The sequence below is a fragment of the Thaumasiovibrio subtropicus genome (assembly GCF_019703835.1).
In the GTDB taxonomy this organism is placed as follows: Bacteria; Pseudomonadota; Gammaproteobacteria; order Enterobacterales; family Vibrionaceae; genus Thaumasiovibrio; species Thaumasiovibrio subtropicus.
Map to the genome: position 1 here is coordinate 2,135,799 of NZ_AP023054.1, position 21,042 is coordinate 2,156,840.

The window sequence follows — 21,042 nt, forward strand, 5'->3', positions numbered from 1 at the left end:
TTAACCACATCGATTCATTGCAACAGCCTTAGAAGGTATATGCCATACCTACGCTCACCATATACTCTTGCGATTCGTAAAACTTGATGTTTGAGGTCGTGGAGCTATACCCCGCAGTTGAGATGAAAGCCGTGTCCGACCAGCCAAATGGGCGATCATAAGAGTAAGTCGCGAAAATTCCGTACATTTTATCCTCACGCTTTTTCCCAAAGACAGGGTGAGAGGCGTCATAGTCGCGCGAGCCCGCACTGACCGTGGCGGAAACCGAATGCACATCGAGGAAACTTCCCATCACGGTACCGCCAAATTCATAGCTATCGAATGAATACGCTTCACCTTCCATATCCCCGCGAATGTATTGGAAACTCGGTAAGAACACCACATCAGGCCCAACGGGTAGCACGCTTTCCAATGTCAGACCATGAAAATCGCCATCGCGATTCAGGCGTGCACGTTCCGCTGCGGTTAGCCCTAACGCCTGACCACTGCGCTCTTTATCCACTTCACGCTGACCGTAGCCATACTCAACACTGAATGGCAGACCGGCTAACTCATCAACACGGAGACGGAATGCTTGAGTATCTTGATCCGTTTTTTGACGTTTAGCATCGGTGACAAAAGGATCCGACCAAGTTTCGTCCTTGGCAAATGGCGTGAAAGGCGCGTAACCGACGGTGACGATACCAAACGACCCAAAGTCTTGAACGACACCAAACTCAGTTTTGAAGTCCCCCTCTACAACTTTGTTTTCAGATGCACCGATATAAAACTGGGTTTGATTACTTGCCAATGTGTAATTAAATCGAAAGATGGGAAAGAAAACAGCACCACTCTCTTTCTTCCCCTTGCCATCCAAGCTGTTGGTAACTTGGTTGTCATCGGTCGGGTTCATTTGTGAATCAGATGAGCCATACCCTGCGTGTACGGTAATCGCGCCAGAAAAACCGGTACGCTCTGCAAGCTCAGCACGAGAAGGGGTAGACACCGTCATTACGGTAATAGCAAGAGCAATAGGGGTAAGCTTGTTCAGTACGGTATTATTCATGACATTTCCTTGTTGAGTCATTGAGAACAAACTCATCATAGCTAGGCGCCAAATCAGAAACTGTCACTGTTTGATGGGGAAATTTTAAGAAATGTCATCAACTGTGTTCTCTACTCGAACAACGTAAGCAATGCCTATTTCAAGTCGATATACTCAAGAAAATGTACCCATACGATAAAATCTGTAATTGTCCATTCTATCACTACCGCCATTCACAGCGGTTTTTTGGGATGAAGCTAAACCGTCTTAACCGCGAAAAGACATTCGTCGTACGATTCCAACAAGAATCCGTGCTAGATCAGTCCCAAACAAAGCCGCATCAATGAACAATAAGTGATCAATATCTCAAATGAATGAATAAACACTGTATGACCCAAAACCAACCGATACAATTTCTCACAAAAATGATGCTTCGTTAACGCGATTTACATTCAGACAAACGCTACACTACCGCCACAACATTCAAAGGAAGAATGAAATCAATTCACCGAACAAAGGATTGCGCTGTAGTGAAACCACTGAAGAGCACCATCATCTGTCTGTCAGTACTACTTCTACCGCTACTACCCAGCGTTGCATCCGCTGACGATGTCATTTTAGAACCCGTTTGGGTTGAAGAAGAAAAAAGCCTTTATTGGGATTTAAGCTTGGGCGTCAATGTCTACCAACACCAAGACATCTATGCTGGCTTCGACTCGGATATGACCGGGTTTAACTTCAACCTCAACCTATCTGTCGAATACAAGAACTTTTATCTTCAGGCTGAACGTAGCCAGATCCCAAATGGCGCTAATCTTGGTTATCACCTGTATGAGCGCATAAATTACGGTATCGACCTTGTTGCCGGCGTGTACCAACCGGGCACCGCAGGCGATGAAAGGACAGATATTCCACACGAACAACGCCATCACAGACGTGAAGCCGATCTTTCTGCTGGCGTCCGGTTTTACGGTGGCAATGACTACGTTGATTATTACCTCGATGTGGTCAGAGATATTTCAGACACCCATAGTGGGTGGATAGCAAGATCAATGGTGAGTACCGACATCCCAGCGGGAAACTGGGAAGTCAGAGCAGGATTAGGTGTAGATATTTATTTCTCAAAAACCGCTAATTACACATTTGGCGTTTTAGATTCTGAAGTAAACCCCTCTCGGCCGGCTTATCAGCCGGGTACCACCGCGGGTTACTACTTTGCTATACACGCAGATTACCCGCTAAGTGCTAATTGGGTATTTGATGCAGGCTTCCTAGTAGGAGGATATAGCGATAACGTCGCCGATAGTCCGATAGTGAATCGGCAATACCGCACGTCAAGTTTTGTGGGGTTACGCTATGTTTTCTAGATCCTTACTATCTTCCTTTACATTAGCGGCCTGTTTAACCAGCCCGTCAGCATCCGCACATGCAGATCCGAATGAGCACAGCGCACTACAGCCTGAACCTAGCCAATGTGTGGTCATCCGCAAAGGCAAAGAGTGTAATGCCACCGTTCAGTTTACGTGGCATACCAGCGCCGTAGGGAATTATTGTCTGCTCCTGCATGGCACAGACACTCGCTTACAGTGTTGGGAGAACGCGAAAAAAGGCGCTTACGAACACAAATTTACCCACCCCATCACACAGACATATGTGCTTATTGAAGCGCTGACCGAGCAAATTGTCGCAACAGGTACTGTTGAAGTGAGTTGGGTCTATGAAACACAGAGAAAGAAACGTCGCTGGCGGCTGTTTTAATGGAGAGAGAAATGGACAAATATGGCAAGATTCTCGTTGTTGAAGACGATTCCTCGTTAGCACAATGGGTCATTGATTACCTCACCAATAACGGCTTTGAATGTCTTCACGCAGACCGCGGCGATATTGTGGTTGAGCAAGTGAAGCAGCACTCGCCTGACCTCATACTCCTTGACGTTATGTTGCCAGGTTTAGATGGTTACGAGGTGTGCAAACAGCTTCGTCAGTTTTACCAATCTCCGATCATCATGTTAACCGCCAAAGCGGATGAGTTTGATGAAGTGCTCGGTTTAGAGCTCGGTGCCACCGATTACCTCACTAAACCTGTCCGTCCTCGTGCGCTCTTAACCCGAATTAAAGCACTACTTCGTCGCAGCACTCACGAGACAGACGCGCAAACGGCGCAAGATAACAGCCACAAGTTGAACTTTGGTGCCTTGTCGCTTGATGCTGATTCTCGGCGCGCGCAATTTGGTGATACCGAACTCGATTTAACGACCACAGAGTTCGATCTTCTTTGGCTACTGGCTTCAAACGCCGGTGAAGTGCTCGACAGAGACACTGTTTTTAAAGTGATGAAAGGATGGGAATATGATGGTCTCGACCGCCGTATTGATGTCCTTATTTCGAGCCTACGCCGTAAAGTTGGTGACACCAAAGGCAAAGCAGGTCGAATAAAAACCGTATGGGGTAAAGGCTACTTATTTGTCGCTGATGCTTGGAATCTGAGTTGAAGCGTCTCTACATCAGCCTTGTTGTCATGGCGCTCTTAGCACTGTTTTTTATCAGTCGAGCGCTAGACACAGTGAGCACCTCTACCAATGATGCGATAAAAGACCAAGAGTTCGGCATTTATCAGCGACTTATTGAGGGGTTTAGTAATCAACTTAACCTAACCCCTTCTGCTGAGCTTCAAAGCTACTTTGAGCGACTCACTGATAGCTACCAGATAGAAGGTCGACTTGCGCCTATTGCGACCCTCGCCTTACCCGCACCTTTGCTTAACGACATACAAGAGCCCGGTGGACTCTTACTGGCAAGCGAGACCGGCGCATACATTGTCCGCGCCCTTGATTCTCATCCTAGCTACTTGATCACCATTACCGTACCTAACCCGGAAGTGCATACCGGTAAAGACATTCTCTTAACCATGGCCTTTTATCTCGGTATCGGGTTTATCTTGCTGCTATGGCTATTGCCCTTGACGCGTCGTCTCAATCATATCAACCGTACCGCCACCGCGATTGGACATGGCAAACTTGATAACCGTATTAAAGTCAGCCGTTTTTCTTACATTATCTCGTTAGAGCAGAACTTCAATCGCATGGCACAGCAAATTGAACACCTTGTGGCAGAGAACAAGATGCTATCGGGCAGTCTCTCCCATGATCTTCGTACTCCTATTGCTTGCCTTCGTTTTGGTATTGACGCGGCGTTAGATGCCGAGTCTGCCGATGAAAAAGATGAGTTAATTGAGCGCATGGAGCAAGACCTCACTCAGATGGAAGAGATGGTCACGGCATTTCTTCAGTTTGCAAACTTTGATCAGCAGAGCAAGCAACGCCACATGCAAAAAGTGAACATCCAGCAGATCATTGATACTGTTTGCCGCCAAACCTCTGTATTGGCTGAAGAGGCTGATATCCGCTTCGACTGTCGCACTAGTGGCGCGATGGGAGAGATGACCGCAGATCAAATTTGGCTAACAAGAGCCCTGGTTAACCTGACGAGTAATGGTATTCGCTACGCGCGAGGCGCGCTCATTTTGCGCTGCCACGCCACTACCAATAAGTTACGGATTGAGATTGAAGATGATGGCCCGGGCATTGATAAGTCACAATGGGAGCTGGTTTTTAAACCCTTCACCAGATTAGAAGAGAGTCGAAACCGTCAGCAAGGACACTTTGGTCTCGGTTTAGCCATCGTCCAAAAAGTTGTTACATGGCATCAAGGGGAAATTAAGATTGTCGAGCCAAGTGAACTTTGTGGCTGCCGGTTTGTTATGACATTACCTCGACGTTAACGCGCCCTTCTTCCTTCTCATTGGAGCGTCACAGTGAGGCTTAAACAGCACGACCATCAACTGGGTTGATGGTCGTGAACAGATTTAATTTGCTATATTTTGCTCAAAAACAAGGCCTGAATAGTGCAACTGAATCTTGTTTTCCGCTCGCTTCATGTGAATGTTATCACCAAGTGCTCGACCTAACCCAGCGATCACAGCGTCATCATCATCGATAGGAGCGAGAACCACTTGTTGATTATCGCCATCATTCACCAATATTTCCGCTAGGAGAAAACCTTCATCCACTTCTAGTCTTACCCCTCTAATATCAAGTACCTCTTTTGGGAAAGGCGACACTAACTCATAGTCACCTAAATAGTACATCCAGTTCACCGGAATATCAGCTTGCGCCACTTTTTGAGCAATTACAAACTCGTAACCCTGATAAGCGGCAACAACTACGTTGAGATTGTCGACCCTCTTAGATTCAAAGGAGACTTCCTCCAACTCCCCTAATGAGATAGGGATCAACCCTAGCAACTCCTTCGTAAAACGGTAAACACCGCTTTCATCCCGCTCTAAAAGGAGCGTTTCACCGCCCAGATCAACCCGATAACCCCGCTTACTCTTCTGAGACTTCACCAAACCAATGGGAGTCACAAAATGCCCGGCAAAGTTCTGCTTAACTGAGGCAGCTTTAGGAGACGGTACGGCAATGAGGTCTTCAACGTCGTCAAACTCGACACGATTATCACGCGCCCACATCAACTGCATTGCGTACTCGGCGATATTCGAGATCGCCTCTTCATTTACCCCGCCATCATTTGCCATAACAACAATACCAAACTGTTGCTCTGGTGCGACGAGTAACACGGAGCGATGGGCAATCGTTGCGCCATCATGCCCAACCACTAATGCTGACTCCGGCAATAAGTTATAGATATAGTGCCAACCTAAACCAATTTTATGGTCGTAGTCCAAGGTGACATCACCGTTGGTGACGGTGAGCATTTTTTCGATACTCTCCGCACTCAGTACTTGCTGCCCATTAACGCTGCCAGCACCATTTACCATTTTGACAACTTGGGCTAAATCGAGAACACTCGCATTCATGCCGCCAGCCGCAACATCACGCAATGGCAACTCACTGACCGGGCGACCCGCCTGATAGCCTAACGCTGCCTTTTCTCCTTCGAGTTGATGGTTAAAGTCCGCGCTTTTCATCCCCATTGGTCCAAGTAGTTTAGCTTGCATATAGTCATTGAACTCAATGCCGGATTGGACACCAATCACTTCACCTAACAACGAGTACCCAACATTAGAGTACACACCGATGGTATCGACAGGGGCAACCGTATACTCGTGTTCTAAACGGCTCAGCATGTCTGATACCGTCATAGGGTGTTCCGCCCACATACCGCTCAAATAGTCAGTTGGCAAGCCCGCATGGTGATTCAGAACACGTTCTATGGTGATATCGTTGAGATTACCGTGACGTGTATTAATGGTAAATCCGGGCAACGCCTGTGTAAGCGGTGTATGGAGGGCAATTTTATCTTGCTCGACAAGTTGCATGATTGCTGTTGCTGTCATCAATTTCGACACTGAGCCCGCGCGATATAAGGTAGATGCTTCCGCCTTTACCTTCTGGCGCTTATCGGCGTAACCAAACCCCGCAGCCCAAAGTATCTCTTGCTCTTTGACAAGGGCGATACTTAATCCTGTCACATCCTCAGCATTCATTTGCTGACTAATGTATTGACTCAACTGAGTTTGATAGTCGCTATCCGTCGTAGTCGCCTGCGCTACCGACATGGCACACAAGGCATAGGTAGCAATGCCGAGACGGATGACTTCTGTGATTGTTTTCATCTTCTTGCCCAAGTCACTTTAGATAAAAATACCTTAAGTGGATGAGCAAAAAGTGTCTGTCAGAGATTGTGAGCCTTTGTCAGGTCAGCTGATACGGCGAATTTGCCAGAAGCGCTTACGCCAATAGGGGTTATCCAAACGTGTCATTGTCACCCCCTTTGAGGTTGACGCATGAATGAAGTGATCTTTATCGATAAGAATGCCGACATGACGCACACTGCGGCTGGTTTTGAAAAACACAAGGTCACCGGCTTGACGTTGCTTATAACTCACCTTCTCACCCTCGAGCACTTGATCTCGTGTGGTACGCGGCAGTGCAACTGGCGAACTAAGTTCACTATGGAGAATCTGAACAAAGGCAGAGCAATCTATCCCTTTTTCAGACGCGCCACCGAGGCGGTAAGGGGTCCCCTCCCAACGACTAAAGATTAATAAATACTCATCGATAGGATCTGTGACAAAATCTAATGGTCGGTCATCACTCGGGAAAGGCCAATGAACGGCACTACGCTGCGGCCCTTCTTCGGTCGGAGTAGAGCTACAACCAACCAAGGCTAGACACGGCAGTATAAACAATACGGAAAGGCGAAAACGGCGTTTCATAGAAGGCACTCCCGAGATCATTCTTTTCTCCTGCTTATTTCTACTGTCCCTTAAAAACGAGATTAACAATAAAGCAGTTGGAAACAAAAAGAAAGGCCAGCTATTCGCTGGCCTCGTAATCTTTCGTGATGTAGTTCGAGTAATTCACCCAGCATCACATTTTAATTAAAGCAACACGATCCCTTTTTCTTCACAAGCGGCGATCATTTCATCTTGCCAAATTGAAGCTTGTACTTCACCGATATGCGCTTTTTGCAAAAAGAACATACAAATACGCGATTGCCCGATTCCACCACCAATACTATATGGCAGCGTTTGATTTAAAATCCCAGAGTGGAAAGGTAAAGTTTGACGATCATTACAATCCGCAATTTCCAATTGGTTTAACAATGACGTTTCATCGACACGAATCCCCATTGACGACAACTCAAACGCACTATCCAGCAGCGGATTCCAAAATAGTATGTCACCATTTAATCCCCAGTCATCATAATCCGGCGCACGCCCATCGTGTTTTTCGCCGTTAGATAGCGCGCCACCGATCTTCATCAAGAATACCGCTTTCTTTTCTTTACAGATCGCATTTTCACGCTCTTTCGGCGATAACGTTGGATAACGTTGCAGTAACTCTTCGGTGGTAATAAAGGTTATCTCTTCAGGCAACCACTTTTCCAGAACGGGGTATTCTTGAGTAATGTACTTTTCCGTTTTTAGGAATGCGTTATAGATTTTCTTCACCGTTTCACGAAGGTAATCTTCAGAGCGCATTGATTTTGCAATGGCTTTCTCCCAATCCCATTGGTCGACATAAATTGAATGCAAGTTGTCGAGCTCTTCATCGCGACGAATAGCATTCATATCGGTATATAAACCTTCATCTTGCTTGAAGCCATATCGCGCCAACGCCATGCGTTTCCACTTTGCTAACGAGTGCACGACTTCAACGACCGCATTATTGTCGTCCAGTAAATCAAAAGAGACCGGGCGCTCTGTCCCATTCAGGTTATCGTTTAGGCCCGTTTCGGGCTTAACAAAAAGTGGGGCTGATACACGCGTTAAGTAAAGCTCATAAGCCAGCGCAGTTTCAAAGTAGTCTTTTAGCTTTTTAATTGCCACTTCAGTGTCGCGAAGTGATAAAGACGATTTGTAGCCTTCAGGAAAAGTCAATTTCATTGTATTTGCATCCCTTCTGAGAATAAAAAAGCAAGCCCAGTTATTCCCACTGTCATTATAAATATAAGTCGATGATGGCAATGATCCATGAATAATTACCAACTATCGTATACTCAAGCTACCTCAGATGCTTGAGCATAAGCATCTTAATTTATTAACAGAAACGCAAAACTTCAAGTAATAAACCACGTTTTTTGCATGACTATGCCAGATTAACTCAAGCTACTGAGGTTCAATCACGGTTGGATTTGCCGCATTCCAGGCATCAATCAAAGCTTGCCCAAAGTGCACTTCTGTTTGCATATGTAGGTATAGCATTACACCGAAGACCAAAATACATATCCAATTAAAGCGTTTGGTAATAAGATCACGACGACCTTTTTCATAGATGGCGATTTGAATGCCCACCAGCAAAAAAGGGTACAACAGAATCATAGCGATAATCACACCTAGATAGGCAGATATTGCCATTGGTATCGCGGTTGCATTTACATCCATAGCCATTCCCTTGTCGTATCAACACAGATTATATTTAATTGCATTCATACTAGCTATGATTTGTAAACCTATCTGACCCAAAATGCTAAGTTGGCCTCAAGTTAGTTAAAAATACCAAACCTAACCCATTAAAAAAGGCCAGTGCCATAAACTCAGCATAACTAAGTTTATGATACTGGCCCGAATACTCACCTATTGTTACTGGATGCGAAACTGCGCCATCAATCCATTAAGTTCTGTCACATTGGACTCCAATGTATCCACGCTCTTAGCACTTTGCTCTGCATATTGATGAAGCTCATTGGATTTATCGCTAATCGCACTGATGTCGTTGGCGATTTCACGGGTCACCGATGTCTGCTCTTCTGTCGCTGTCGCAATCGCATCCACACGTAACTTCAAATCACCGGCAGCATCGACGATACTATCTAGCGCTTCAACCGCGTGCTGGCTATGAGAAACGCCACTTTCCACTAGTTCACGACTCGTATCTGTCGCGCGAACGGCTGACTGTGTACCTTCTTGAATCGCTTTGATCATATCGGCAACTTCTTGTGTCGCAGATGTCGTTCGCTCTGCTAATGCGCGAACTTCGTCAGCAACAACCGCAAAACCACGTCCAAACTCGCCGGCTCGCGCGGCTTCAATCGCCGCATTCAGTGCCAACAAGTTCGTCTGCTCTGCAATATCTTCAATCACTTTGATGACATTGCCAATCTTAGAACTACTTTCGTCTAGCTTGTGCATTTCTGTTGCCATCGCTGACATCTGCGCTGACGCATTTTCTATAGAGGTAACCAGCTCAGCGATCACCGCTTGACCGCGTTGCGCCGCATCCCCAGAATCATTAGCAAGGCTGGCTGTTTGATTACTTTGCTGCGCTACTTCACTGATCGTCATCGTCAGCTCTTCAGATGCTGTCGCGATCAGGTTCGCCTTTTCTGACTGAAATTCGCTGCCTGCAAGTATGGCGGTCCCTGCAGAAGAGACATCTTGAGTAACGTGTTGCACACCGTCGCTGACATGTGAAATAGAGCCAATCAAGGCTTTCAAAGAGTCACGCATCTGATATACCGAATGGCCCAATGCGGACAACTCGTCACCGCTTTTGTCAGAGAAAACGCTGTTATCTAGGTCGCCTTCAGCGATCTTCTTCGCTTCCACTTCTAACGCCGATAAGCGGCGCGTAAAGTTGCTCGAGAGCAAGTAAGCGATAACAATAGCGAACACAGTCGCGATCCCAGTCAAAGTCAGCATCACTGTCAGCATGTTACTGAGTGACTCTGTCACATTGTGCAAACCCTCGTTAGCATCATTCGCTTCACCAGCCGCCATTTCATCAAGCACTTTTTCCATCGGCACAAAGTACTTTTGCTCTGCCTGATACATCGCTTGCTTACGCGTTTGATCGTCTTCTATCTGCCTTATCTGCTCAAAGTCAGCTCGGAAGCCTTTCATCAAACTATCAATGTTATCCAACGCGACAGACCCAGATTTAGAACTCCGTTCTAAAGGTACGAGGGTTCGAAATGCCTCATCAAACTGACGGTTATTGCTGTCGAATTCCTGCCGAGAGTCCGTTGTACCATTAACGATATGCCACGCCTCACGATTAACATCGCCTGATTCGTCAATCAACGCGAAGTACGCAATTGCACCGGGAAGGTCATCATCATCAATCACAGATGCAGCAGAATAGACACCACTAATAATCCACCAAAGAATACCGACAGTCAGTATCATTAACCCAATGATACTACCAAAGGCATACCCTAGTTTAGCTTTCACCGACAACTTCATACCTACTCCTTGCATCAGCGCATCACCCGACTTCAGCCCCTCATCACACTTACCCATCTCAGGCTTGGCAGTGACGAATTGGAAACTTCGTGTTTTTGTTTTTATTACAATTACATTTAGTTACATCTATTCTCACCATTCTAGAACGGATTGATATAACTGCAAGCTATTTGTATTTCAATAAATAATACCTATTAAAAATAGCGTGGCTTATGGTTAAATTCGCATCAGCTCGCAAGAAAATATGCGTATGAAACATGATTAAACTCAAGAAATGTTAAGGGAGAAGAGAAGTCAGGTTTGCAAATAGGGGTAGCCTCGCCATCATGCAAGGTGAGGAAGTAGATCAGAAAAATTCGCCGACTTATCGTATACGCCTAGTTAAGAAGTACCGGTTGAATACATGATACAGACACTCACATGCCTTTAAATAGACTCTGAGCACTGCGGCTGACTGCTAGCTTTTTGTCTCCAACAAACACCGACATACGGCCGCTAAAGTCCTTTTTCACTTTATCAATCATTGCTGCGTTAACCACGGTAGAGCGATGGATTTGCCAGAAAAAATCCGGATCCAGCGATTGAATTAGCTCTTTCAGCGGTGTTCGAATGATGTACTCTTCGGTTTGACCAACACCAGTGCACTGAAACACGGAAACATACTTATCTTCAGCCTTAAAGTAGATAACCTCACTCACAGGAATCAAATGGATCTCTTCTCTTTTCATCGCTTTAATCCATTTAAGATGCGTAGGCTGTTGAGGCGACGAGTACTGCTTTAACTGTGAAAGAAGCACATCGTAGTCCTGGGGAACGGATTGCTCTATACGCTGCTTCACTTTTTCACATGCTCTTTCCAAACGACTTAACGTCAAAGGTTTTAACAAATAATCGATGGCACTCGCATCAAACGCCTCAACAGCATATTCATCATAGGCGGTAGTGAAAACCACATTTGTTCCAATGTCGCGCTTTTTCAGTCGGCATGCCACCGTCATCCCATCAATTTCTGGCATACGGATGTCCAAGAACGCAATCTCAGGCTGGTGCTCTTCAATCATAGCCAAGGCTTCGGTGCCATTTTCGGCAACCCCAACAATCTCAAGTTCTGGCCAAACCTCAGCCAAAGACTGCTTCATGTGATGGCGAAGCAAAGGTTCGTCATCCGCTATGACTGCACGTGGATTCATTTTTGATTCCTAAACTCTGATTCAATTGCAACGGCGCCATTCTCGATGGGCATAATGATTTCAACCGTCACCCCTTTGGCCTCATTCTCTTTCACTTTCAACGTCGCTCTGCCATCAAACAAGCGCTGTAACCGATCGCGAATGTTGCTCAGCCCTATACCGTTACCCTGCCCCTGACGACTTTTGGGATAGTTAAGCCCAACACCGGTATCAGCAACGACAACGTGCAAATGATCTCTTTCAACAAAAAGCACGACATCAATATGTCCGCCTGATGCCTTGGGTTCAATGCCATGTACCACTGCATTTTCAATCAATGGCTGTAACAACATTGGCGGAATTTGTAGATCATCGATATTTACATTCGAATCAATATCGTAGGTTAACCTGTCTGCCACCCGCACTTTTTGTATGAAGAGGTAACAGCTAATCAGCTCGAGCTCCTCTTCCACTGTCACCAATAATGACCGGCTTTTCTTTAGCGTAACGCGTAGCAACGCTGTCAGCTCTTCAAGCATGACTTTTGCTTTTGTGGCGTCGTTGTCAATAAGCACGCAAATATTGGCTAACGTATTAAAAAGAAAATGTGGCTCAATCTGGCTTTGAAGCTGTTGTAGTTGACTGAGCAACAAGGCTTTTTCATGCTCGGTTTGCTCTCGTTTAGCCCGTTCAATAGCCCGATCCGAGACCAACTGCTTCTCATGAGAATAAAAATAGTAGTAACAGGTCGCAGTAAACAAAATCCCCAAAAACAGCACCGGCCGCATGAGCTCTGCGGCCGAAGCAAGCGTCGCGAACTGCAACCACCAAAATGCATTTGCGCTACCGATAATCATTGAAAAGACCACAGATAGCGCATTCACTAATCGAAATGATGAGTGAGGTTTGAGCCACACAACGATACGCGCTGTCGCGACAGCGCTGTAACCGTAGCCAAAACTAATTGCTAAGTGAATCCAAATTGACGACGGCCATACCGACATGGTTGTAATCGCGGTCGCGATACAAAACAAGGTGGTAACAATCCAGCTTTGTCGCCATTTAAACTCTATGTCGGCACTGTACACGAGACCTCTTCTACCCTTCCGAGGAGTTAGTTCTTCTCCATCCAATGCCTCACTTTGTATTTTTTTTAATATAAACATCAATAGTTGCCTGCCAACTTTCGTCTTTTATGCAAAACATCTCACATCTCTGCGCCTTGTCTCACTCTATTTGCGAAAGCTTCATTTTAGTTATTTCTTCAACGGAGCCACCGTTGTTTAAGGCTTCCCATTCAAGTAAGGAAGCGTTGCCGGGCACGATACTGTCGTAGCGAATTTATTTTTGAGCTATCATCCAGTACCGCCCCGGCAAATCTCAGTAAAGCTGTGGGTCAGATTGGTGATATGGACTTCCCATGAAGCTTTTCACACGCCACTGTGACAGCTTCTCCATACCGCTAACACCACATATCCACTGAGGGGTGTCACTACGATTCACGAGTGACAATGTTGATTTCACCTTCTTGGCGACCGGCAGGGTGATAATCAACGAATTTGTTTCCCTAACACCTAATTACTAGGTCAATTAAAAGCGCCTTTCAGCCATTTTTTCGCCCATGTGCAACTCTATTGCATAGTCACAATAATGAGTCAGCCTCGGATCCTGAGTTGCCAGCACTAAGGTGATATTTTGCTGTTGCGCCAAATACAACAACATCTCAATCACACTGTATGCCGCAGGGGAGGCTAACCCTGTTGTCAGTTCATCGCCAATCACTAACTTAGGCCGATGAACCATAGACTTTGCAATCCCAACTGCCAGTCTTTCCTCATCTGTCAGTTGCATGGGTTTCAATTTTTGCATTGTCTCCATGCCAATCGAAGACAGTATTGCAACTGCCATTTCAGTGCGCTGCTTTTTACTATATCCATTCATCGACAATGGATATGCGACATTTTCTAGCACGCTCAGCATGGGGAGTAATCCATTTCCACCTGAGATGTAACCTATGCTATGTCTACGCAGCTTAATTGCACTTGCTGGGTCTTTAGGCATGCTCTTGTCTTCAAAGAAGAGATCACCGTGATACCGATGGTCAGAAAGCCCTAAAATGTTTAAAAGTGTCGTTTTCCCAGCGCCCGATGATCCGCTAATTGCGACGATCTCACCTCGATCGATATGTCCGGAAACATTATTTAACGCTCTCACTGAATTGGCTGCTTCTGAATATGACTTAGTGATTTGCCTAAACGTAATCACATCAGCGCCCAACCCTATTTTTGTGAATCAAGTATGCCTGATTCGGCGTCACAGACTCGCTAGCTTCCCTCCTTCACGTTGTCTGTAGGAGTAGAATACTGAACCATGTAATCGTTAACATAGTGATGCGACAAACGGGCAATACGAGGAATAGATGGTAGATAATCGAGGTGAAACGTTCACGCCACTGATAAAGTGAGCATTAATGTTGATGAGCTGCACTATAGATAATGTACAAAACCGAACTGATAACCTTCATTGCGGATAAGAACTCGAGCGTAGAATTCGGAGATAAAAAAAGGCAATGCATTCGCATCGCCTTTCCTACTAAACAATAAAGCCAGTTACATTAAGCCAGCTTCTTTGTAATATTTCGCCGCACCCGCATGAATCGGAGCGGAAAGGCCATCTTTCGCCATCTGTGAAGCTTCCAAGTTATTGAAGGCTGGGTGTAGACGTTTAAAGTCATCCAAGTTGGTGAACACCGCCTTAACGATTTCGTACATCACTTTTTCATCTACTGCCGTAGAGCTTACAAAGGTTGCACCAACACCGAAGGTTGTCACGTCACCATCATTGCCTTTGTACATGCCACCTGGAATAGTCGCCACACGGTAGAAGCTGTTATCCGCGATGAGCTTGTCAACCGCTTCACCACTCACTTCAACAATCACACTATCACAAGATGTGGTTGCTTCTTTGATTGCACCACTTGGGTGACCAACAGTGTAGACCATTGCATCAATTTTGTTATCACAAAGTGCTTTAGACTGCTCTGACGCTTTAAGCTCAGAGGCAAGTTTAAAGTCATCCATCGTCCAACCCAGCTCATTCATGAGTACTTCCATGGTACCGCGTTGGCCCGAACCCGGGTTACCAATATTGACTCGCTTACCTTTCAGGTCAGCAAACGTCTTAATACCAGAGTCGGCACGTGCGACAACAGTAAACGGTTCTGCATGAATCGAGAATACGGCACGGAGATCTTTAAACGGTCCAGCCGCTTCAAACTTGCTAGTACCATTGAATGCGTGATACTGCCAATCTGACTGCGCGATACCTAAGTCAAGTTCACCCGCGCGGATCGTGTTAATGTTGTAAACCGAGCCACCTGTACTTTCTACTGAACAGCGAATTCCATGCTCTTTACGCGTTTTATTAACCAAACGACAAATTGCACCACCAGTCGGATAATAAACGCCAGTTACGCCACCTGTACCAATTGTTACGAATTCTTGCGCTGAAACTGACGTTCCTGCCATCGCACCTGCGAAACCTAGCGCAATACATGCCGTTTTGAATACCTTCATACTTTTCCCTTATTTATCCTGATTCTCGTGTTGTGACTATGAAGTGGCTTTTTCGAAAAGCCACATGACAATAATATTTATCACTACAGTCTCTTCAAAATAACGCATTTAACATTTAGTACACATTAGAGATAAGTGCCATATTCGTGATGAGATTACGAGGCCAGTGCCTTGGTTTTGAGAAATGTAAAGTACTCAGAAGCGTTATGAATGCAAACTTGTCTTTTTTTAGCGACAGACTTCAAGGCTTTGAGCTGCGCAACATTACTTGATGCTACTAGCCCATCTTCATCTAATAGATTATTTTCAAAGCCAATTCTTACATCTCCCCCATACGCTATTGCGCGATCCAAACAGGCCAGCTCATCATCACCAAACGCGCAAACTGCCCATGAGTTTGGCATAGGTAATCGCAAGAAAGAGGTTAACTCATCAGGAGAGGCTTGCTTTCCTTCACTGTATTTACCCAAAACCACCAAGACATGATGTGGACAATGGGGTAACGTGCCTGCGGCTAACAAAGCGTGATAGCGCTTTAGGTCTGCAACACTATAAACGATGTACTGAATCAAGGTGCCTCTTGAAGCTGCCTTTTGTAATGCCTCTGCCCCCCGTTCGGTGTCGTGTTGCTCAACAAACAGTTCGCTAATCGCCACGGAGATTGCCGGCGCCTCGATATGCGCGATGAAGTGTGCGATCTCTTCTGCACCATATTTTCCAGCAGCCTCTGTGGTCAATTGCACGAGAATATCCTGCCCAACTGTACGCTGAAGCTCATTGGCCCAATGTTGGCAAAGAGGTAGGTCGAGTGTGTGCTCACCGGCGCTATCCCGTACATGAACATGCACCATGGCGGCACCTAGATCAGCGTATTGCCGAGCCTCTGCACACATTTCAGCCAATGTCATCGGTATCGCTACATGGTCACGTTTCGTCTTATAAGCCCCATTCGGAGCAACAATAATCGCTGTCATCATTGGGACTCCATACCAACAAACACCAGTTCTAGCGTCTTCACCAATTTCTCAACCAACTCGTCCATCTCCGATTCAGTGATAATAAAGGGCGGTGCGAGAAGAATATGGTGCCCGTGTCTGCCATCAATCGTCCCCCCCATGGGGTAGCACATGAGCCCGAGCTGCATCGCTTGTTGTTTTATCTCAGAAGCAAGTTGAGGGCGCCGAGTAATGGGTTGCTTGGTGTGACGATCGGCAACGAGCTCTAGACCAATAAATAGCCCTTTACCACGGATGTCGCCAATATAGGGGTGTGTACCTAAGGCTTTTTGCAACTTCGAAACAAGGTACTCGCCTTTCTCGGTAACGCCTTTTGCAATGCCTGTCGATGTCAGTGCTTCCAAAGTTGCCACCCCAGCAGCACACGCAGCGGGGTGCGCCATAAAGGTATGGCCATGCTGGAAAAAACCACTCCCATTTGCGATCGTGTCATAAATCGTTTTGCTTGCAATCAACGCACCTATCGGCTGATAACCCGCACCTAGCCCCTTCGCAACAGTGACAATGTCAGGCACAACATCAAATTGCTCATAGGCGAACATAGTGCCAGCACGCCCAATGCCGCACATCACTTCGTCAAGTATCAATAGCACATCATAGCGGTCACAGACTTCTCTAACGCGGGTAAAGTAGCCTTCAACGGCAGGGACTGCACCTGCGGTAGCGCCGACTATTGGCTCAGCAATGAACGCCATCACATGTTCTGCACCTTCCTCAATAATGGCTTGTTCCAGCTCTGACGCCAAACGTTCGCTATATTGCGCCACAGACTCTTCTGGCTTGCACTCACGATATTCATTACAAGGCGATACCAATCGAGCAGGATTAAGTAGCGGGTCAAACATGGCTTGACGCCATCGATTTCCGCCGTTCGATAGCGCCCCTAATGTATTACCATGATAACTTTGTCGGCGCGCGATCAATCGTGTTTTGGATATCATTCCTCGCTCGACAAAGTACTGACGCGCGAGCTTGATGGCAGATTCAACGGCTTCCGCCCCCCCGGATACAAGGTAGGCGTGACTGAAATTGTCCCCTGCCAGTGACACCAACTTATCAGCCAGCCTTTCGGCCACATCTGAGGTAAAGAAACCACTGTGCGCATAAGCAATTTCAGTGATTTGCTTGCTCACTGCGTTGATCACTTCGGGGTATTGATGGCCAAGACAAGAGACGGCAGCACCACCACAAGCATCCAGATAGCTGTTTCCATCGGTATCATAAAGATAAACCCCTTTCCCCGACGCCACCGTTGGCAAAGATTGATGACAGTGACGGTGGAATACCTTAGTCATATGTGCTTCCTCTCATGTGGATAGTATTTGAACAAGAAATAAACTAAACCACTGAGGATTTTGAACAAACGAAAGTTCCTCGACCATCATGAAGAAATGGAATACCTTGACTAAACCATCGCACAAATAAGCGGCCATATCCCGCAATAATAAGTCGCGTTAACCGATATCCTAACGGTCACACGTATGAGCAAAAGAAAAACACTGCCTTCAACAAAACTACTCGATGCCTTCACTACGGTTGCCCGCTGTGGCAGCTTCACCCTTGCGGCCGAGAGCTTGAACCTCACTCAAAGCGCGATCAGTAAACAGATACAGCAATTAGAGCAACAACTAGGGCAAACGCTTTTTCACCGCGAGCACAATCAACTCATCCTGACATCCGCAGGTCAGCAATATCTCCCCGCCGTCTCAGAAGCCCTCGAAATTATTGAGCAAGCCAGTGTGAGTTTGATTCAAGCTGATGCAGAGAAACGGGTCATTTCGATTGATGCCAGTCCTTCCTTTGCCAATCTCTGGCTCATGACCGCTTTAACTCGCTTCAAGCATCATGACATCCAGTTGCGTTTGCAAACAGGTGACAACACCTTGCCTGCCAGCGCTTCGCTGCATCATCATGCTGATATTGTTATTCGCTGCTTGCCACTAGCAGACCATTACAGTAATGCCGAACTATTATGCGAAGAGTCTCTCACGCTTGTCGCCGATGCTAAGCAAATGAAAGACGCACGCCTCCAATCCCCACTGGAACTTCTCAACTATGCTTGGTTACCGCAAATTACCCGGCCGAACCAGTGGCATGCCTTAAAAGATCAATACGATATTGTTGGTGAAGAGCAATATGCACTGATCGGCTTTGAACATTTTTACCTTGCACTCACCGCAACCTGTGATCGTCCTTGCTTAGCCCTTCTCCCATCATTCATGATTCAGCAGCGAATCGACGCTGGAACGTTGATAAATCCATTTTCAGCCGCAATGAAAAGTGGATTTGGCTACTACTTGTTTTGCACCCCACGCAAACGTCAACAGGGGCATATTGAGGATTTTATTCGTTGGATGAAAATCAGCCTTCAAACATAAAAATGGCACCTTCCGGTGCCAAGTACTTCGTTCACGCCATCGTGGCTAAATCAGTTGGTCTTGGCCACTGACATAACGCCATGATGGTAGTCAAAGAGATTCCAGTCTTCGTGGGTCAACAAGGCGGGACCATCTAAGTCCACAACCACGGCATCCTTTGCAATAGGAACGGCCATCTCCATCGCGAGAGACGACCCCAACATGCAGCCCATCATTACCTCTAGGCCTCTTTCTCTTGCCGCTTGTGCCAGCAGCAATGCCTCAGTCAATCCCCCCGTTTTGTCCAGCTTAATATTGATCATCTCATAACGACCCGCTAAGGCATCCAACTCTTGGCGGCTATGGCAGCTTTCATCCGCACAAAGCTTGACCGGATGAGGCATCTCAGCAAGCAGCGCATCATGATTCGCTGGCAAAGGCTGCTCTATCATCTCAACCCCCAGACTCGCCATTTGAGAGAATGTTTCGACAAGATCTAGCTCAGACCACGCTTCATTGGCGTCCACAACGATGCGTGCACTCGGCGCTGCTTCACGCACGGCCAACATACGAGCATACACAGCTTCACCATCGAGCTTCACCTTCAATAGCTGTGCCCCTTGCTCAACATACTCTTTGGCTTGCTTTGCCATCGCCATGGGCGTGTTCAGTGACACAGTTAATGCTGTAACACACTGAAAGTTTTCCGGATAACTCAACTCTGATTCAAGTCGCCACAATGCAGCATCAAGTGCATTTCGTGCTGCACCGGGAGGAAGTAGTGATTGAAGTTGCTGCCTGTCTATTAGCTGATCAGCGACCGAGAGGATTTCCGCTTCAACGCTTTCAAATGACTCGCCATAGCGTGGATAAGGTGTACATTCTCCGATACCGCAGCGCCCCTCTTTTTCAACCACCACGCGCAATACCTCCGCATGCGTGCGCGTGCCTCGCGAAATCGTGAATGGAACCCGTAAAGGAAAGCGTTCTCGGCTAAGGGTGATCTTCATGCGACTATGCCTCCACCGCCATTAGCTCATCAACAATATTCTCAATGCCAAAACGATAGGGATCAGTGACAGGCATGTTGAACTGCGCCTCCAAGTCATGACATAAGGCTGTCGCTTGTGCTTCATCTAAGGCGGAGGTATTTAAGCTGATACCTTTAAATGTCACGTTTGGGTTAGTGCGTTGTGCCATCTGCAAGTTTAATGACATCGTTGCAACCAAACTTGGCATATCCACATGCGGCAAATGGCGCATATGAGGGCGGCCAACTTCATGACACAGTATTAGCACGTCAGCCTGCGCTCCGTGCAATAGTCCCAAGCTGACACCCGCAAAAGCAGGATGATAGAGTGACCCTTGTCCTTCAATGATATCCCATTCATGATCGTTAAAGCTCGGAGACAAACCTTCAACGGCTCCTGAAATAAAATCAGACACCACAGCATCAACCGCAATACCATCACCGGCGATGAAGATGCCTGTTTGCCCCGTCGCTTTAAACTGCGCTGCAATACCTCTGCGTATCATTGCCGCTTCTAACGACAACGCGGTATACATTTTTCCTACACTGCAATCTGTTCCCACGGTAAGAACTCGTTTACCCTCACGACGTTTTCCTGTCCCGACGGACTCAATTGCCGCAGTGTGGCGAACGTCATACAAGGCAACACCTTTTCGCGCCGCAGTTTCAGCAATCGCAGGGAGAGCGGTCAATTTTTGATGCAAACCAGAAGCAATATTAAAGCCCAGCTCCATTGCCGCAAGAATAGTACTCAACCAATGTGATGGGATCACGCCACCAGCATTAGCAGTGCCGAGCAATAGAGTCCTTGCCCCCTGAGCCCATGCAGATTCCAAGGACAAGTCTGCAATACCCAAAGAGACGGTCTCCTCCGTCAGTCGAAGTTGCCCTACACAGGCTTCTGGGCGCCATTGATAGACACCACGTGCCGTTTTAGCCGCAAGAGGATCCGTTACGTCTCCAAGAAACAATAGATATGGCTGAACAATTTGCATGCTTATACTCCTTTAATTCACGCGGCTTTATCGTCATTACGTTCAGTGAAGCAGAGACCATTCGCTGCTCATCGACCGCGATGTCACTAAATCGTTAAATTACGCATCGAATATTGGGAGATAAAATACTTATTTATCTATCGCCTATAACCTTAGGCTATAGACTC

Annotated in this window: 19 protein-coding genes; 5 read left to right on the plus strand and 14 right to left on the minus strand. The window is 46.6% G+C overall.

Annotation, left to right across the window (positions count from 1 at the left end):
• Positions 1 to 28: 28 nt before the first annotated feature.
• A complete protein-coding gene (locus tag TSUB_RS09435) occupies positions 29 to 1,045 on the minus strand; it encodes a DUF2860 family protein (RefSeq protein ID WP_159065032.1) in 1,017 nt (338 codons plus the stop codon).
• Positions 1,046 to 1,554: 509 nt separating this feature from the next.
• Here TSUB_RS09435 and TSUB_RS09440 point away from each other — a divergent pair.
• The 4 genes from TSUB_RS09440 to TSUB_RS09455 are packed head-to-tail and all read left to right on the plus strand — an operon-like array spanning position 1,555 to position 4,805.
• Positions 1,555 to 2,391 carry a MipA/OmpV family protein gene (locus TSUB_RS09440; protein ID WP_159065033.1) on the plus strand — a complete coding sequence of 279 codons (837 nt, stop codon included), beginning with the start codon at positions 1,555 to 1,557 and terminating at the stop codon, positions 2,389 to 2,391.
• Positions 2,381 to 2,782, plus strand: coding sequence for a DUF3019 domain-containing protein (locus TSUB_RS09445; RefSeq protein ID WP_087025643.1), 402 nt, complete (start codon positions 2,381 to 2,383; stop codon positions 2,780 to 2,782). Before TSUB_RS09440 ends, TSUB_RS09445 begins: the two co-directional genes overlap by 11 nt.
• Before the next feature lie 11 nt (positions 2,783 to 2,793).
• Complete coding sequence (locus TSUB_RS09450) at positions 2,794 to 3,516, plus strand: response regulator (protein WP_087025647.1); 723 nt, start codon at positions 2,794 to 2,796, stop codon at positions 3,514 to 3,516.
• Positions 3,513 to 4,805 carry a sensor histidine kinase gene (locus TSUB_RS09455; protein ID WP_087025650.1) on the plus strand — a complete coding sequence of 431 codons (1,293 nt, stop codon included), beginning with the start codon at positions 3,513 to 3,515 and terminating at the stop codon, positions 4,803 to 4,805. Before TSUB_RS09450 ends, TSUB_RS09455 begins: the two co-directional genes overlap by 4 nt.
• Before the next feature lie 84 nt (positions 4,806 to 4,889).
• On the opposite strand, the gene TSUB_RS09460 is transcribed toward TSUB_RS09455, so the two are convergent.
• The 11 genes from TSUB_RS09460 to TSUB_RS09510 form a co-directional block, all read right to left on the minus strand.
• A complete protein-coding gene (locus TSUB_RS09460; RefSeq protein WP_087025653.1) occupies positions 4,890 to 6,659 on the minus strand; it encodes a serine hydrolase domain-containing protein in 1,770 nt (589 codons plus the stop codon).
• Positions 6,660 to 6,743: 84 nt separating this feature from the next.
• Positions 6,744 to 7,262 carry a C40 family peptidase gene (locus tag TSUB_RS09465; RefSeq protein ID WP_246616341.1) on the minus strand — a complete coding sequence of 173 codons (519 nt, stop codon included), beginning with the start codon at positions 7,260 to 7,262 and terminating at the stop codon, positions 6,744 to 6,746.
• Between the two features lie 165 nt (positions 7,263 to 7,427).
• On the minus strand, positions 7,428 to 8,435 hold the full coding sequence (gene asnA, locus TSUB_RS09470; protein ID WP_087025659.1) for an aspartate--ammonia ligase: 1,008 nt from the start codon (positions 8,433 to 8,435) through the stop codon (positions 7,428 to 7,430).
• Positions 8,436 to 8,657: 222 nt separating this feature from the next.
• Positions 8,658 to 8,933, minus strand: a complete 276-nt coding sequence (locus TSUB_RS09475; RefSeq protein ID WP_087025662.1) for a hypothetical protein — start codon at positions 8,931 to 8,933, stop codon at positions 8,658 to 8,660.
• Positions 8,934 to 9,131: 198 nt separating this feature from the next.
• A complete protein-coding gene (locus TSUB_RS09480) occupies positions 9,132 to 10,733 on the minus strand; it encodes a methyl-accepting chemotaxis protein (protein ID WP_159065034.1) in 1,602 nt (533 codons plus the stop codon).
• A 416-nt stretch (positions 10,734 to 11,149) separates the two neighbouring features.
• On the minus strand, positions 11,150 to 11,923 hold the full coding sequence (locus tag TSUB_RS09485; RefSeq protein ID WP_087025667.1) for a LytR/AlgR family response regulator transcription factor: 774 nt from the start codon (positions 11,921 to 11,923) through the stop codon (positions 11,150 to 11,152).
• Positions 11,920 to 12,990: a sensor histidine kinase gene (locus TSUB_RS09490; RefSeq protein WP_246616342.1), complete on the minus strand. Its 1,071-nt coding sequence runs from the start codon at positions 12,988 to 12,990 to the stop codon at positions 11,920 to 11,922. The genes TSUB_RS09485 and TSUB_RS09490 overlap by 4 nt, the downstream gene beginning before the upstream one ends.
• Before the next feature lie 502 nt (positions 12,991 to 13,492).
• On the minus strand, positions 13,493 to 14,116 hold the full coding sequence (locus tag TSUB_RS09495) for an ABC transporter ATP-binding protein (protein ID WP_159065035.1): 624 nt from the start codon (positions 14,114 to 14,116) through the stop codon (positions 13,493 to 13,495).
• Between the two features lie 395 nt (positions 14,117 to 14,511).
• Complete coding sequence (locus tag TSUB_RS09500; protein ID WP_087025676.1) at positions 14,512 to 15,477, minus strand: TAXI family TRAP transporter solute-binding subunit; 966 nt, start codon at positions 15,475 to 15,477, stop codon at positions 14,512 to 14,514.
• A 155-nt stretch (positions 15,478 to 15,632) separates the two neighbouring features.
• On the minus strand, positions 15,633 to 16,454 hold the full coding sequence (locus TSUB_RS09505; protein ID WP_087025678.1) for a beta-keto acid cleavage family enzyme: 822 nt from the start codon (positions 16,452 to 16,454) through the stop codon (positions 15,633 to 15,635).
• A complete protein-coding gene (locus TSUB_RS09510; protein ID WP_087025681.1) occupies positions 16,451 to 17,788 on the minus strand; it encodes an aspartate aminotransferase family protein in 1,338 nt (445 codons plus the stop codon). The genes TSUB_RS09505 and TSUB_RS09510 overlap by 4 nt, the downstream gene beginning before the upstream one ends.
• 186 nt (positions 17,789 to 17,974) lie before the next feature.
• Here TSUB_RS09510 and TSUB_RS09515 point away from each other — a divergent pair, with 186 nt between their 5' ends.
• Positions 17,975 to 18,871: a LysR family transcriptional regulator gene (locus TSUB_RS09515; protein ID WP_087025684.1), complete on the plus strand. Its 897-nt coding sequence runs from the start codon at positions 17,975 to 17,977 to the stop codon at positions 18,869 to 18,871.
• A gap of 50 nt (positions 18,872 to 18,921) precedes the next feature.
• On the opposite strand, the gene dgcA is transcribed toward TSUB_RS09515, so the two are convergent.
• Together dgcA and dgcN are read right to left on the minus strand one after the other, a co-directional pair.
• Positions 18,922 to 19,860 (minus strand): N-acetyl-D-Glu racemase DgcA, encoded by a 939-nt coding sequence (gene dgcA / locus TSUB_RS09520; RefSeq protein WP_087025687.1) that lies wholly within the window; start codon positions 19,858 to 19,860, stop codon positions 18,922 to 18,924.
• 4 nt (positions 19,861 to 19,864) lie between these two features.
• Positions 19,865 to 20,875, minus strand: coding sequence for an N-acetyltransferase DgcN (gene dgcN / locus TSUB_RS09525; RefSeq protein WP_087025690.1), 1,011 nt, complete (start codon positions 20,873 to 20,875; stop codon positions 19,865 to 19,867).
• Positions 20,876 to 21,042: the final 167 nt, after the last annotated feature.